Annotated in this window: 11 protein-coding genes and 1 tRNA gene; 5 read left to right on the plus strand and 7 right to left on the minus strand. The window is 51.6% G+C overall.

Annotated features, from left to right (window positions below; translation table 11 throughout):
- Window positions 1–115: 115 nt before the first annotated feature.
- Window positions 116–688, plus strand: coding sequence for a type 1 glutamine amidotransferase domain-containing protein (locus tag SD425_RS02055; RefSeq protein ID WP_324679490.1), 573 nt, complete (start codon window positions 116–118; stop codon window positions 686–688).
- Between the two features lie 84 nt (window positions 689–772).
- Here SD425_RS02055 and SD425_RS02060 read toward each other — a convergent pair whose 3' ends face one another.
- Together SD425_RS02060 and SD425_RS02065 are read right to left on the minus strand one after the other, a co-directional pair.
- Window positions 773–1258 carry a DUF6992 family protein gene (locus SD425_RS02060; RefSeq protein ID WP_324674906.1) on the minus strand — a complete coding sequence of 162 codons (486 nt, stop codon included), beginning with the start codon at window positions 1256–1258 and terminating at the stop codon, window positions 773–775.
- 136 nt (window positions 1259–1394) lie between these two features.
- A complete protein-coding gene (locus tag SD425_RS02065) occupies window positions 1395–2054 on the minus strand; it encodes a porin family protein (RefSeq protein WP_324674908.1) in 660 nt (219 codons plus the stop codon).
- Window positions 2055–2229: 175 nt separating this feature from the next.
- Between SD425_RS02065 and SD425_RS02070 the strand changes: the two genes are divergently transcribed.
- Window positions 2230–2304, plus strand: a tRNA-Val gene (locus SD425_RS02070).
- A gap of 166 nt (window positions 2305–2470) precedes the next feature.
- Entirely contained in the window at window positions 2471–3376 is a 906-nt protein-coding gene (locus SD425_RS02075) for a histone deacetylase (protein ID WP_324674910.1), read from the plus strand.
- Window positions 3377–3473: 97 nt separating this feature from the next.
- On the opposite strand, the gene SD425_RS02080 is transcribed toward SD425_RS02075, so the two are convergent.
- From SD425_RS02080 to SD425_RS02090, 3 genes are all read right to left on the minus strand, one after another.
- Window positions 3474–4181, minus strand: a complete 708-nt coding sequence (locus tag SD425_RS02080) for a methyltransferase domain-containing protein (protein ID WP_324674912.1) — start codon at window positions 4179–4181, stop codon at window positions 3474–3476.
- A 7-nt stretch (window positions 4182–4188) separates the two neighbouring features.
- Window positions 4189–5349 carry a type III polyketide synthase gene (locus tag SD425_RS02085; RefSeq protein WP_324674914.1) on the minus strand — a complete coding sequence of 387 codons (1161 nt, stop codon included), beginning with the start codon at window positions 5347–5349 and terminating at the stop codon, window positions 4189–4191.
- Window positions 5350–5412: 63 nt separating this feature from the next.
- Window positions 5413–6528 (minus strand): NAD(P)/FAD-dependent oxidoreductase, encoded by a 1116-nt coding sequence (locus SD425_RS02090; protein WP_324674916.1) that lies wholly within the window; start codon window positions 6526–6528, stop codon window positions 5413–5415.
- A gap of 181 nt (window positions 6529–6709) precedes the next feature.
- Here SD425_RS02090 and SD425_RS02095 point away from each other — a divergent pair, with 181 nt between their 5' ends.
- Window positions 6710–7090, plus strand: a complete 381-nt coding sequence (locus SD425_RS02095) for a T9SS type A sorting domain-containing protein (protein WP_324674918.1) — start codon at window positions 6710–6712, stop codon at window positions 7088–7090.
- A gap of 449 nt (window positions 7091–7539) precedes the next feature.
- Here SD425_RS02095 and SD425_RS02100 read toward each other — a convergent pair whose 3' ends face one another.
- Window positions 7540–11100, minus strand: a complete 3561-nt coding sequence (locus SD425_RS02100; RefSeq protein WP_324674920.1) for a PAS domain S-box protein — start codon at window positions 11098–11100, stop codon at window positions 7540–7542.
- Between the two features lie 22 nt (window positions 11101–11122).
- Window positions 11123–12499 (minus strand): sigma-54 dependent transcriptional regulator, encoded by a 1377-nt coding sequence (locus tag SD425_RS02105; RefSeq protein WP_324674922.1) that lies wholly within the window; start codon window positions 12497–12499, stop codon window positions 11123–11125.
- A gap of 334 nt (window positions 12500–12833) precedes the next feature.
- Between SD425_RS02105 and SD425_RS02110 the strand changes: the two genes are divergently transcribed.
- On the plus strand, window positions 12834–15038 hold the full coding sequence (locus SD425_RS02110) for a T9SS type A sorting domain-containing protein (protein WP_324674924.1): 2205 nt from the start codon (window positions 12834–12836) through the stop codon (window positions 15036–15038).
- The last annotated feature ends 131 nt before the right edge of the window (window positions 15039–15169 follow it).

Raw genomic sequence — 15169 nt, forward strand, 5'->3', positions numbered from 1 at the left:
TACTAACTGTCGCGGTTCAGCCGCGTTAAAGAAAAGCCGAAGCACCTAGGTGCTTCGGCTTTTTTGGTGGCTTATGCCGCCGTTTTCCACCCACACCACCTGCAATACCACGATTATGAGTCTCTTTGGAAGTGATAAACTGAAAGGCAAGAAGATAGCCATTGTTGCCACCGACGGCTTCGAACAAGTTGAGTTGACTAAGCCCAAGAAATACCTCGAAGACGAGGGCGCCGACGTCGACGTAATTTCTCTGAAAAGCGGTTCCATCAAAGGGTGGGACATGACCGATTGGGGCGACAAAGTAGATGTCGACAAAACTATTGACGAAGTAAACGCCGCTGATTACGATGCCCTTGTGCTGCCCGGTGGCCAGATCAACCCAGACAAGCTGCGCCTAGAGAAATCAGTCGTAGACTTCGCTAGCGAGTTCATGCGCTCGGGTAAAGTAGTGGCTGCCATCTGCCACGGCCCCTGGACGCTGATCGAAACCGGCCTGGTACACGGCAAAACCATGACCAGCTGGCCTAGCCTCAAAACGGACCTCAAGAACGCCGGTGCCCACTGGGTCGACGAAGAGGTAGTAGTAGACAAAGGCTTGATCACCAGCCGCAAGCCCGATGATATTCCGGCCTTCAACAAGAAGATAGTAGAAGAAATCTTAGAAGGTCAGCACGCGCCTCGTTCGTAAGAACTAACACGCAGTAAAACGAAAAGCCCCGTTGGTAATCCTAACGGGGCTTTTCGTTTTGGCAAAATCGTAGGCCTAGCTCTGCTAGGCGGGAAGTAGGCCCAGTAGTTCGTTGGCAAACGAATGATAGCGCAGATAAAGGCCTAGGTCGAACAAGAGCAGAAATCCGCCTTGCAACCAGAGTGACTGGCCAAAACCGAGTAGCCGCTCGGGGCGCTGAAGCGCGGAGGCTGCGCGGGCGCGGAGCCAGCTGCCGCAAGCTAAGTACGCCACGTCGAGGCCGGCGTTGAATAGCAAGATCTTTTCGGTGGTAAATTGCTCGGTGAGGCTAGTAGCCAAGTTCATACCTGCTACCTGGTTGGGGTGGGCCCGTAAGATGCCAGCCACGGCAAGCACCGCATTCACGAAGTTCCAACCAATGTTCATTTGATGGAAGTAGTGAATCTCGGTGCGTGTATCGGTGCGAGCCGCAAAATAGCCGCTCACTAGCAAATTGAGCAGCGCCCACGCGCCGAGCATCCCCATGCCGTGCTCTATCATCAGCTCCCGGCTATGATTAATGGCATTCATTGCCTGCGAGCTGGCGCTAAGTGCTTGGTAACTGACCATAGAGAATAGCGGTGTCTGATGCTGGGTTAAGATTACAAAAAAGGAAGCCTACGCATGCGCAGGCTTCCTTTCTAGCTGAAGCAGCTAGCCGCTGATGTTATCGCGAAAAGCCCAGACCTAGGTATACCTGGACCGCTTGATTGTAGAGCTTATCACCCATGGGCATGGCCGAAGCCTTCCGGATTTTTGCTAGGCCTAGGTCGTAGCGGGCGCCTACGCGGGCTGGTCCAATGCGAGCCTCGAGGCCGCCCACGGCGCCGTAGTCGAGGCTATGAAAGCCGGCTTGGCTGATGCTGGTATCTAAGGTTGAGTTCTTGGCATTGATCAGCAAGGCAACCTGCGGTCCAACGTGCACACTCACATTGTCGAGAAAGTTATACACGAACAGCACGGGTACCTGTAGATAATCGAGCTGGGTTTTCCGTAGCAGCACGGCTGCGCCGCTTGGGTCGGCCTCGTAGCCTTTGCGCGAGTACAGGAATTCTGGCTGAATAGAAAAGGCGTCATTTAGCGCAAATTGGGCGTAAATGCCTGCCAAAAAACCGTTGAGGTTGTTGCGGTTGGTGAGAGAGCTTTTGTTGTCGCCGCGCACGCCGGCCAGGTTCCAACCGCCTTTGATGCCAAAGCCGTTATTGCGCGAATCGTTGGTGCCGGTGCCGTAATCAGTGGACGAACGGATACCAGGAGGGCCTTCTTGTGCCCGAACGAACGTGGTAGAGGCAAGGCAAAGCGCGAAAAAGAGAAGAAGCTTTTTCATAGATGACGGGGGTATCAGCTAGCACATAAGACGTTTGTGTAACGCTATACTTGTGCCTATCAAGAAGGTTGCGACAGCCCCTCGCCGGACTCTTTAAATATTTTTCCGAAATCTATTTTAAATGCCGGTCAAATCCATATCTTTACTTCCTTCCGGCCGCCGCCAGATGGCTTTTGGGGTGTTAGCTCAGTTGGTTCAGAGCGCTACCTTGACAGGGTAGAGGTCACTGGTTCGAGCCCAGTACGCCTCACAAGAAAGCCAGGAGTCCGAAAGTAACCGCCCCGCTGGCGGTTATTTTTGTTTGTAGCCCTTTCGACTGCCTTCCTTACTGGTTGTGCAAGTGGACGGGCGCACCACTTCTGCCGTACCTAGGTCTGCTAGTGCTTGTGTCCTTGTGGTCCCATTTACAACAACGTATGCTTCCTATTGCATGGGCGCCTTGCTACGCTCATTCGCTGCCTGCAGGGCACCGCTTCCCAATGCTCAAGTACGAGCTGCTGCCCGAGCAGCTACTGCGTGAAGGCATCGTCACGGAAGCTAATTTCTTTCGGCCGACGCCACCACTTGAAGAAGATATTCTGCGCACGCATACGGCCGACTATTATCACCGGCTGCAGCATGGGCAGCTCACGCGCCAAGAAGAACGCGCAACAGGTTTCCCGTGGTCAGAAGCGCTGTTTATAAGAGAAGTAACCATTTTGGGTGGTACCATCGAATGCGCTCGGCGTGCCTTGCACCACGGTGTTGCGCTCAATGTGGCAGGTGGTACGCACCACGCCTTTGCCGATCGGGGCGAAGGGTTTTGTTTGCTCAATGACCAAGCTGCCGCTGCGCACTACCTGCTGGCGCATGAACCGCGTGTTCAAAAGATTCTGATTGTAGACCTCGATGTGCACCAGGGAAATGGCACGGCAGCCATTTTTCAGCATGAGCCGCGGGTGTTTACTTTTTTTATGCACGGTGCCCGCAACTACCCGCACCGTAAAGAACAATCTGACCTGGATTTACCATTGCCCGATGGAACTGATGATGCAGCATACCTAGCTTTGCTGGGCGATACGCTGCCCCGTCTATTGCATGAGGTAGCGCCCGACTTCGTCTTCTACCTAGCTGGGGTCGATGTACTAGCCACCGACAAGCTTGGTCACCTGGCCTTGACGCGAACAGGCTGCCAGCAGCGCGACGAGTTGGTGCTCGAGCTATGTCACCGGCATCAGCTCCCGGTAGTGGTGTGCATGGGTGGCGGCTACTCCGAGCGGCTCGCCGATATCGTTGAATCTCACGTCAATACCTTTCGTGTCGCCGCTGTGCTGTTCGACTGAGTGACTGAGTGACTGAGTGACTGAGTGACTGAGTGACTGAGTGACTGAGCAAGACAGCCGGGTAAGGTACGAGAACAATCACTCAGTGCGAAGCCAATCAGTCACTCCATAAGATGACTTGCCAGCGGAAGGCCCAGCGCCAACGCAAGCGGTATTTCTTAATGCCAGCTTGTTGCAGAAGGCGCTGCCAATCGTGGCGGGTGAAAGCGCGGGCTACCGAAAGCGGCGCGTCATTCCGTACTAAATACGAGCCGCGAAACAGCCGCGTAAGCCACTTGATACTGTAGTAAGCCAGCCAATGCCGATGCAAGTCGTTGATAATAACACAGCGGCGAGCCTGCTGCTGCCATGCACGCAGAAGCGTGACGAGTTGCGCGTCGGGAAAGTGATGACAAAATAAGCTCGCCGTAATAATGTCGTATTGCTGCGCTTGGAACTTAGAGCTGAATACGTCGGCTTGCTCGTACCGAATTTCGGGGTAGCTCTGGCTGCGTGCGGCAGCATAGTCCAGCATGAAGGAGTTGGCATCAACGCCAACGAGCGCCAGCTTCACGCCTCGCCGTCGGCCCCACTTCGCAATGCGCCGTAGCGTGTCGCCGCCCCCGCTCCCTAGGTCTGCTACTTGCAGCGCAGGGGCTTCAGGAAAGGACTTCTCCAACGAACTGAATGCTTGCAAGATGGGTTCGTAGCCCCCAAGCCACGTATTAATGGTTTCCAGCTCATCTAGGTTCTGACGAAGATCGTCGGAAGCTAGCGTTAGATTGTCCATCAATTCCTCTTCCGTAGCGCGCTGGCGAAGATCCATCGTCCTGCTAAGCCTTTTCTACCGCGCTGCTCACGGCACTGTCAACCGTTGCACAGGAGCAATACGCCACCGTTAGCAACATCGCTTCCAGGGTTAGGCCTGGGCCGAAGGCAAAGCTCAGCACGGGGTCCTGGTTGTTGGCGGGGGTAAGACTTTGCAGTAGCTCGCGCAACACGAACAGTACCGTTGCCGACGACATGTTGCCGTACTCGCGCAGCACTTGGTAAGCAAATCGGTTGTCTTGGGCGGTAAGACCTAGCTCTTGCTCAATGGTTTCCAAGATCTTGCGTCCGCCGGGGTGAATGGCAAATGCATGAATGTCGGCCAACTCTACGGGCAGCTTTGCCAGTAACCCATCAGTTAGCTGCCGAATGCCCCGCTGAATCATGCGCGGTACGTACGACGACAGCGTCATCTCGAAGCCGAAGTCGTTGATATGCCACGCCATATCCTTATGGCCATCCGACTCTATTTCGCAATGAAACGCGGCAAGTTCCAAGCTAGGTCCTTGCTCAGCGGGGCGGCTCCGTACCAAGGCCGCCGCCGAACCATCGCCAAACAGTGCGTTTGAGACGAGATGATCCTCCTCTTTGTTTTTCTGGAAGTGAATGGTACACAACTCTGTACATACAATCAGCACGCAGGCTTTGGGATCGGCCAAACAGAATGCGTCGGCTAGCTTCAAGGCATTGAATGCCGCATAGCAGCCCATAAAATTGACACACGTGCGGCGCACCGCCGTGGATAGCCCTAGTGCTGCTACTAGCTCGATATCTAAGCCAGGCGCGTACATACCTGTGCAGCTCACTGTAATCAGGTGCGTAATGGCACTTGGCTCAACATCCGGCACTTGGCGCAAGCAATCCTGTACGGCCGCTACCGACAGCGGCAAGGCATGCTCCCGGTACACACCCATGCGCTGACCCACCGTTGGGAACGGCTCTAAGTCAGGGGTGTTAGGAAAAAACGTAAACTCCCCGTTTGTGCGACCATAATCAGGCAGAACGGAGTAGCGCTGGCCAATGCCAGACACTCTGTACAAGGCTTGCAGCTTGCGCGTATCAGATGCGTCGAGTTGCAGCGCCGTCGCCATGAAGTCGGCAATCTTAGGCTGAGGAATAAGGTGCGGAGGGGTGGCCGTGCCAATGGCACATAGAAACGTGGTCATTAATCGCAGTATACGCAATTTAACTGGGCAGTGGTCAGGCCGTCCACCTGGTAAAATTTGGTGCTAAAATGGTTGCCCGTGCGTACGCCGCATAATCGCTTGCACCGCCGCTGGCCAATGACGCAAGCCCCCTACAACGGCCTCGCTCAAAGTAGGCTGTCCGAATAAGCGCTGTACCAAACGTCCTACGCGGAGCCGTGCTGCAAATTGCTGGTGCCAATCGTGCCGGTAGTGGTTCTCCATCGCCGTCCGACCTAGCTGCCCTAGCAAAAACTCGTGGGTACGTTGTGCCACAAGCCGGGCCCCATGAATAGCCATAGCCATGCCGTTGCCACAAAGCGGCGTAATAAGGCCGGCTGCATCGCCGCACATTAGCACATGGTCTTCGATGCAACTTTTAGAAGCAAACGATATTTCGTTGATTACTTCCGGCTGCGGATACAGGAACTCCGCTTCTTGCAGAATGTGGCGCAGCAGCGGATTGCGAGCTAGCACCTGCTTCTCCATCGCCGGAATGGTGCCGTGCTTTTTGAGGTTTTGCCGCGTGGTCAGGTAGCAAAAGCAAAACTTGTCATCCTCAATGGCGGAGATGCCTGCGTAACCATCGGCAAAGTTGTGCAGCGCAATTACGTCGCGCGGGTAGGCTAGCCGCAGGTGGTATTTCACACCAAGGTAGGGCGAGCGTTGCTGAAAAAAAGCGCGCTGGAGTTGCCGGTCTAAGTTGGTGCGCTTGCCATATGCCCCTAGCACCACCCGCGCCGTGAGCTGTCGTCCGTCGGCTAGCTGCACCTGATGGTGGTCGGCGGTTGAGTCGAACGTTACATCGGTTACCGTGGCCGCTTGGTGAAACACAACCCCACGCTCTGCCGCCAACTGATAAAGATAATGATCAAGCGAATAGCGACTCACGCCAAACCCGCCTAGGTCGAGGGAGGTGGTAAGTGTGCGCCCGGCTGGCGAGCTAAGTAAGAAGCGCGTAAGCTGCGCCGGTGCTAATACGCCCGGGTCGGCACCGAGACGTCGTAAGTAGGGTAGTACCTCGTTGGAGACGTACTCTCCGCAAACTTTATGAAACGGAAATTTTTTGCGTTCTATTACGGTCACCTCATGGCCGCGTGCCGCTAAGTCTAAGGCTGCTGTCAGGCCACCTAGGCCGCCGCCAATAATGAGAACGTCCAACTTACTGAGCGAATTAAAGTGGATAAAGAAGTGAATACGAGGAAAAAAGCGCCAACTTTCACAAAGAAGAATTATATTCAAGACATTTAATGAATGATTCTCTCTACCTTTGTAAACCTAATTAAGTGGCAGACGTTAAGTACCGTATTCTGCGCGCCCTTGTTTACACCCGCGTATTCCTATGATGAAACGATTACATTTTTTTTGTTTACTTACCGTGTTGACCCTAGGTGCAACACGTAGCAGCGCTCCTGCTGCGCTGGCGCAGCCGGTGACCGAACGGGTCATGGCGACTTCGCGGGCAAGCGACGATAAATCGATGCTGGTCTATCCTAACCCAAGTACGGGTATAGTTCATGTTGCTATCAATGGATTCGAAGGCCGTCGTTTAGAGCTTCAAATTTTGAACGTCATCGGCTCCGTTATATACCGCGAAAACTTGAGCGAACTGAATGACCGCTATACCAAGACGCTGGATTTGACGAAGTTTGCAGGCGGCTTGTACTATATTAAAATCGCTTCCGATAACACCAGCGAAATGCGCAAGTTAGTTATCCGCTAATTTTCGCGTCTTCCTAACCAATCAACTGAAAAGCAGCCAGTGGCTGCTTTTTTTATGGGCTATCACCAAGCAGGTGAGTTGATGGGTAGCCAGCAAAAAAGAACAGCGCCTTCTGGTGGGAAGACGCTGTCAACAAAAGGCTGTTAGCCTTTATTTAGCCATTGTTAGCACGTACCGGCTGAGGAGTCAGCATTGCTTTGATATTATCAACGGTATTGATGGCAAGAAGAGCAGTGGCGAGGATCAGTCCAAAGAAAATCAAAAGAGACATCGGAGTAGGTATTAGGAGAAGTGAAAAGCCAGCCTCGCTAGCAACCGAAAAAGATGATTACAAGATACTGACTACTTTGATAGGTTAACTCAAGAACAAGCAAATGAGTTTAGTATAATTATGTTCTTTTCGAAAAACCTACAGGTATTTGCTACTCCACTGACTCCTATTTACCTAATTAATTCGGAAACTCCTCTTGCAATTGGGCAATTACTCGCGTAGTCACATCCCGAACCCTAGCTACTTGCGTCTCGACGGCTGTCAGATCAGTAGGAGCTAGCTTACAAGCTTCTATCTGGCGAATAGTATCGTGTAGCGGTTTAATCTGTAAGCCGTCGAGCGAGCTTTTTAAGTGGTGGGCCGCAGCGCTTAGCGCTTCCCATTGTTGGTCGGCTAAGTGCTTTTCTAAGTCCTGCACACAAGGCGGGGTAGTCTGAATGAAAAGATTTACCAAACGACGTACAAAGGCTTCGTTGTCATGCGTCAAGCGCCGGATACTACTGAGGTCATATAGCGGTTCCGCAGGTTCCTGCACCGGGGCAACAGTTGGTAGTTGCGTCACTTGCGGCCGCTCTTGCAGGGCCGTTGCCATAACCCGGAATAGATCTTCTTCGCGGAATGGCTTCGATAGGTAGCCATCTAGGCCCGCCGCGCGGTACCGCTCGTTTTCGCCGGGCATAGCGTGGGCCGTAAGTGCTATGACTGGGGTAGCGGCCCGCTCAGGATCGGCATGCTGGCGGAGCAAGTTCGTCGTTGCTACTCCATCCAGGCCAGGCATCTGAATGTCCATCAATACAACGTCATAGCGATGCTGCTGGAACAACGCTATAGCCTCCTGGCCGGTACTAGCCGTATCCACATGCATGCCCCAGTTTCGGAGTATCACCTCTACCAGCATCTGGTTGATGCGATTGTCTTCAGTGAGGAGTACGCGTCTATCTCCTAGGCTTTGGTAGTGCGACTCTGGCAGGGCAGAGGGCACAGGTATGGCGTCGGCCGAAGCCGGCGCGAAAGGCAGGCTAAAGCGGAAGGTACTGCCTTCGTTAGGCTGACTCTCTGCTGTAATCTCGCCACGTAACAACTCCACTAAGCCACGTGAGATGCTTAAGCCTAGCCCTGATCCCCCGTATTCGCGGGCTGTACTATCAGAGGCTTGAGTAAAGGCTTCAAATACATTCTTGAGTTGATGCGCTGGAATTCCAATACCCGTATCACGCACGCTAAATTCAAAGCGTACCTCATCCTCCGATTCGGTTAGCAAACGGCAACTAAGCCACACAGTCCCGTCGTTGGTAAACTTAACGGCATTGCTGAGCAAATTGAGTAAAACTTGGCGTAACCGGTAAGGATCTCCGATTACAAACGTCGCCACTTGCGCCGAGGGCTCTTCGAGCTGAAGAACGATTCCTTTCTCGTTTGCCCGGGGTTGCAGAGAATGTAGGCTAGCTTGCAACACCTCACGCAAATCAAAGTGCGTTGCTTCCGGCCGAATCTTGCCGGCTCCGAGTTGTGCCATGGCTAAGATGTCGTTAATAACTACTAATAAGTTCTCGGCAGAATGGCGGATATGATCCAGATATTGGCTTTGCTGCTCATCCAGGGGCGTTTTGGCCAGCAGCGAAGCCAAGCCTAACACCCCGTTCATGGGTGTGCGAATTTCGTGGCTCATGTTGGCCAGAAAAGCCTGCTTGGTATTGGCATTTTCCTCCGCAGCCTCCTTCGCCTCCCGTAGCGCATTCTGTACCTGCTTCAGCTCAGTGATGTTGCTGGAAACACCAAGCACTTGCACTGTGCCATCGGCTAGTTCAAATGGCCTTCTTATACTATAGAACCACATCACATCCCCATTGGCCTGAGTAAACTTGTCTTCGCCTACTACTTCGCGCCCCGTGGTGATTACTTGCCGATCAAACTGTAGGTATTCGGCGGCTTCCTCTGCATTAACAGGAAGTTGCGACGGATTTGTGCGGATGATTTCGGCGGTGCTTAGGCCAAATAAGTCTGCTGTGGCGCGGTTGGCGAGCAAATAGTTGCCTTGCTCATCCTTCAGATAAATCAGGTGAGGCGTTGTATCAATAACTTGGCGAAACAAGTGGTTCTGCTCCGCGAGGCGTCGGTTGGCAGCACGGCGCTGCTCGTCAGCTGTTTTCCATTTCGTTATGTCCTCCGCCACTCCAATTATCTGCTGCATAGCACCGTGGGCGTCGCGCTCAAACGGTGAATGTGTCATGCGTATCCACCGGACGAAGCCACTCCGGTGAATGATGTATACCTCAATGGTAAGGACCTCGCCATCAGCTAGCTTTTGCAGTTCTCGTATGTGCCGCTCGATTCTTCGCACCTCTGATGCTGGGAATAGCTGCGCCAACATGCCCGATCCCATTTGCTGGAGCTCATCTTCGGTGTACCCAAACAGGCTGTACGCCTGTCGATTGCTATACACATTGCTAAGCGTGCGCAAGTCGAAGAGATAAATCATGTTGGGAGCGGTATTGGCAATTCGCTCCACAAACAACTGGCTCTGATGCAGGGCTAGCTCAGTAGTACGCTGCTGCGTTATATCCTGGGCACTAGCTACCACGGTTTTCACTCGACCATCGGGGTGGCGAGTGAAAACCGTGCTCATAAAGCGGAACCACTTATGCGTACCATCACGGTGGCGCAGTCGGTACTCTGCCGTTACAGTCTGGCCATCTACAAGATGTTTTAAATCAATTGATTGCTGCGGTAACAGATGTCGGTCCTCCACTACCACGAGCTGAATTAATGCGACACGATCCATCGCCATTATCTCGGACTCTGAGTAGCCTAGTAGGTGGTAACACTGTCGGTTAGCGTATGTAATCTGTTGTTCTTCTAGGTCATACAAGAGCAACAGAATAGGTACCGTATCGTTGATACGAGCCACAAACAGCTGGCTGCGTAGCAAGTCTGCTTCTGCGTTGCGTCGAGCGGTGATATCCGTCAGGTAAACGTTGGCACTCTCCTCCTGTGGTAAGGGCACAACCGTCCAGAGATAAAAGTGATTGGCAAGCTGTCGTTCTGACGTACGGGGCTGGCACTCAGCTAACGCTTGGGCTATTTCTCGGAGCAGATGTTCCTGGCATGCTTGCTCCGTGGGAGAAGCTAGGTCCGTCAGGACACTTTCGGCGGCTGGGTTGGCGTATAATGCTTGGCCAATACGATTAAAATTAATGATGGGGTAAGGGCTCTGCTCGGCCAAACGCGAAAGCTCTTGAATACGCTGCTGCGTTTGTTGTTGCTGCGTTACATTCTCAAAGCTCCACAAGTGCAACGTAGTTTGCCCTTCTTGTACAACTGGTAGGTAGTCACACTGCAGTACTTTGCCATCCGTGAGCTTAGCAATCAGCCCCGTCACTCTGGTTTGACTGTAAACGGCAGAGCGTAGCTGCGCCCGGACTCTATGAGCATCGCAGAACTTGATAGTGGCTTGGTCGAAAAGCGCAGTATAGACTTCACCGACATAAAGTTCTGGCCGCTCAGTCAAGCCAAATAAGCCACACAAACGCTCGTTCACCAGCGCCACAGTGTAGTGCTGCGTGAGTGCAACTACGGCCGTGCTCATCGTCTGAAACAAGGCTGATGCCTGACGAGCTGCCGCTACATTCTGCTCTTGTATTTGCTCACGTAACACGTGAAGCTCACCTTCCGCAGCCGCTTGTGCTCGGCGTGTCCATTGCAGCTGCCTGCGCAGATGTCGTAAAGCGATAGAACTCATCGTGGTACAGAAAGCGTGATGATCAGCGTATGCGGACCTCGTTGTTTTGTACCATACGATAAATAGTAGACTTACCGATCTGCAACTTGGCCGCTACTTGCAAGATATTCCCTTTATGTGCATCGAGATACCGCTGAACAATATTCGCCGTTTGCGCCCGAAGCGACTCATCCTGCGGTATGTCCTCGGCCCCATTGCTGCTAGTAGCCGTCTGTTGCCGCCGTAAGGAGAGGCTTTGGGGATAGATAACATCTCCTTCCGTTAGTACGGCCGCTAGCTCGACTACCGCTTTCAATTCGCGGATATTACCTGGGAACGGGTACTGAAGCAGTAGCTTTTTCGAATCATCGGACAGCTTACACGCCAGAAGATTGTTTTGTGCACAGAAGTCTTGTAGAAAAGACTCAGCTAATAGTAGCACATCTTGGCCGCGTTCACGCAACGGTGGAAGTATGATAGGTAAACCTAGCAACCGATAATATAAATCTTCGCGGAAACGCCCTTCTTGCACTTCTTGTGCTAAGTCGCGGTGCGTTGCTACCATCAGGCGTGCGTCGAACGGGATGGGGGCCGTGCCTCCGACGCGGCTAACTTCACGCTCTTGCAACACGCGCAGCAGCTTGGCTTGGAGACTCAAATCAAGTTCGGCAATCTCATCTAAGAACAGTGTGCCTTTGTGAGCTTCTTCAAAACGACCAATTCGCCGGTTGACAGCACCCGTAAAAGCGCCTTTTTCATGGCCAAAAAGCTCGCTCTCTATTAGCTCGCGTGGAATAGCGGCAACGTTGACAGCGACAAAGGCATAGTCACGCCTTTCTGACTGGAAGTGAATGGCTTTGGCTACTAGTTCTTTCCCTGTGCCAGTTTCTCCGCTTATGGAAACTGTGATATTAGTGCGTGCCGCTTTTTCAATTAGGGAAGCCAGGTGCCGCATTTGCGGGCTATTGCCTAAAATGGCGTGTTTGGGGTCGTATTTACGGCCAATCTGCTCACGCAAGCGGGCGTTTTCCTGCCGTAATGCTAACTGCTTACGAACATTTCCGACAGCGTTCCAGAGCCGGTCAGCTGTCTCTTCGTCCTTTACTAGATAGTCATAAGCTCCTTGCCGCAGCAAGCCGATAGCAGTAGTAATATCTTCCTGGCCCGAAATAATTATAACGGCAACTTCTGGCAGACGCTCCTTAATCTGTCGAAAGACTTGGTCACCCTTGCCGTCGGGAAGAGAGTAGTCGAGCGTAATCAAGTCAGGCTGATCACCCAAGTTGGCCAAACAGTCTTTCGCCGTAGTGAAACGCCGTATGGTGTAATCTGGATTTTGAGCGAGTTTGTACTCCAGTAATTCACCGTACCAGGGGTTATCCTCAACGATGAAAATAGTTATAGGTAAATAATTAGTCATACAATAACGACAAATCAGCAGAAGGCATTCTATTAACCGGATACGAACCTGTTAAAACATTGTATCTCGAAATAGTTATAATTCTGCTAGGGTCAGCAATAGGGTGTGGAAGGGAGTAAAGACGAGGGCTTTTGTGCGAGTATAAGTGGGAAAAATTGGCTTACCAAACTTTCCCAAAATAGCACCAATAATCCAAAAATGGGACAGTTTTCATGAGGTTGCATGAGTATAACATCTTGATATTAAAAGATATAAGTTATTTTTTTAAGTCTGGTAAGTCAATTGTACTTATGCCAGAAAATAATTCTCCGATGTAAAAGTATACTGTATTCTAATGACTCGCCCTGACCGCTTCTACCTAGTGACTCTGCGTCACCTCATCTGTTTGTCCGTCTTCCTGTTTTGTACTTACAAAACTGTTGCGCAAAACCCTGACGTTATCTACGCTACAAAGGTAGTAAGTGTAGACGAAAGAAAATGCGGTGTTATCCTGTGCAGTGATGGGTTTGAAAATTCTGCGGCGTTAGCTACGCTCGATAAGAGTGACTACACCACTTTATATCCATCTGCTGTAGGATCTGCTACTAAGGTAAGAGTACAGCTTGCGAGCATTGTACCAGCTGGTTCGCGAGCTGGGTTTGTGGTAAGCAACAACAAAGGGCTCATTGACCTCTCCGTGCTGAATGGCTTTATTGTCAGGACGTATGACCTCGGGGGCAGTGGTAGTTCGGCAGTCAAGCAATATATCAATAATAGCGGACTAGTTCGTGCGCAGGCATTTAGCAGCGATCCAAGCCGTATGGAATTTATTGCCAGTCAACCGTTCCAGGAAATGGAGATTGAGTTTGCTGGTTTGCTCACGGTTGCTACGCAGTTTCGTCTTTATTACGCTTTTGGATTTCGTGACAACAACTCGACCCTACAGTACAAGGGCGTACTGACCAAGATAGCTGCACCGCTTTCTACTGATTACAGTACTCAAAGCCGCAACTCTAGTCTCGTAGAAGCTTGTGTAAACTCAGGCGTGCTAAATCCGGAAAGAGCCGTTGATAACACGCTGGATAACTATGCTACCTTCGGAAGTTTAGCGGGTGTTACTTGTCCGGCTACTCTGAACACCCGTTTGGCGAGCCCCGCAGGTGCTAATTATCAGGCCGGATTTGTAGTTGGAAATGGCGGCTTACTAGATCTTAATGTGCTCAAGTCGCTGAAGGTGACAACATACCTCGGCAACGTAGCTCTCGAAAGTTCATTGAGTGGCAACTTGCTAGAAGTCAATGTGCTGCCAGATGGTAAATACCAGATCAGCTTTCCTGCGACCAAACCATTCGACCGAGTGGAACTGCAACAAACAGATTTGGTAAAGGCTCTATCAAACTTGAATGTTTATTATGGTTTCGGAATTGAGCAACGGGCTTTCCGCGACGATACGCCGGTTCTGTCGAATTTTACAGACCCCACTGGGAAGTATGTAGCCCAGAGTAGCAGCGTTCTGTGTGTCAACTGTGACCCAAAAGACGTGACCAATCCTAGCCTAGCTGCTGATAACTCGAGCGATAGTTACGCGCAGATCAATTCCTTTCTGAATGTAGGGGGGACGACGAGCTTAAAGCTAAAGTTGAACGATCAGTATGCTTCAGGAAAAGCTGGCAACCGTGCAGGTATGGTATTGAACTACGGTGGCGGCTTACTTAATGATGATTTACTAAAGAATATTACCCTAAAGACATACGCTGGCGCTGACGGTAGCAAGCTGGTTGAAACGGCCAGCGGAGCCTCTTTGCTGGACTTAGGGTTGCTGAATAATGGTAAAAGCGAAGTCTCCTTTCTGACGACCCAAGATTTTGACTGGGTGGAAATCCAGGTGAGCAACGTTGTCTCGTTAACTGAAAGGACCCGAATCTACCAAGCTTTTGCGGAAGACGCTCGTATCGGGTTTCCTACAAACTTGGTAGCACCAGTGGCGCCGCTGCCAGTCGAACTGCTGTCATTCAAAGGCAAAATGGTTGGTTCGGCAGTACAACTAACTTGGAAAACAGCTTCGGAGCGCGGCAATGACTATTTTGTAGTAGAACGAGCTACTACAGCTAACGCGACTTTTGGCTCTATCGGGCGAGTGGATGGAGTTGGTAGCAGTAACAATGAGCAAGCCTATAGCTTTCGCGATACAGAAGTTGCTTCCACAAATACAACGAGCTACTACCGTTTGCGGCAAGTAGATGTAGATGGCAGAGAAACCCTCTCGCCTGTGGTTGCTATAGTATGGGGAAAAGTACCGGCATCAACCAAAATTGATCTGTATCCTAATCCCGCCACAACGTCTCAACTCGTGCAGCTACAGTTGCCAGTAGCTCATGAGCAGGGGCAGGTGCTCGTGGTATACAATGCAAACGGGCAATCCATTAAGCAATACCCCGTAGTGGCGAATGCCTTTACTGTGTCTACTAACAACCTTTCAGCTGGTCTGTACCACATTGTATTGCTGGATGCTGCCGGACAGCACCTAGCTTCTCAGCGACTAATGGTAACTGGTAACTAAGCCTTTATTTATAGTTTATCCTACGTGTTTATCCTCTGTGAATGTAAAAGCCCCGTTGTGCAGGTCAACGGGGCTTTTCGCATTATTTAGTCTGTCAGAAGTCAGTCCTACGAGGTATAAATCTGGGAAGG

This window comes from Hymenobacter sp. GOD-10R, from assembly GCF_035609205.1.
Taxonomy (GTDB): Bacteria; Bacteroidota; Bacteroidia; order Cytophagales; family Hymenobacteraceae; genus Hymenobacter.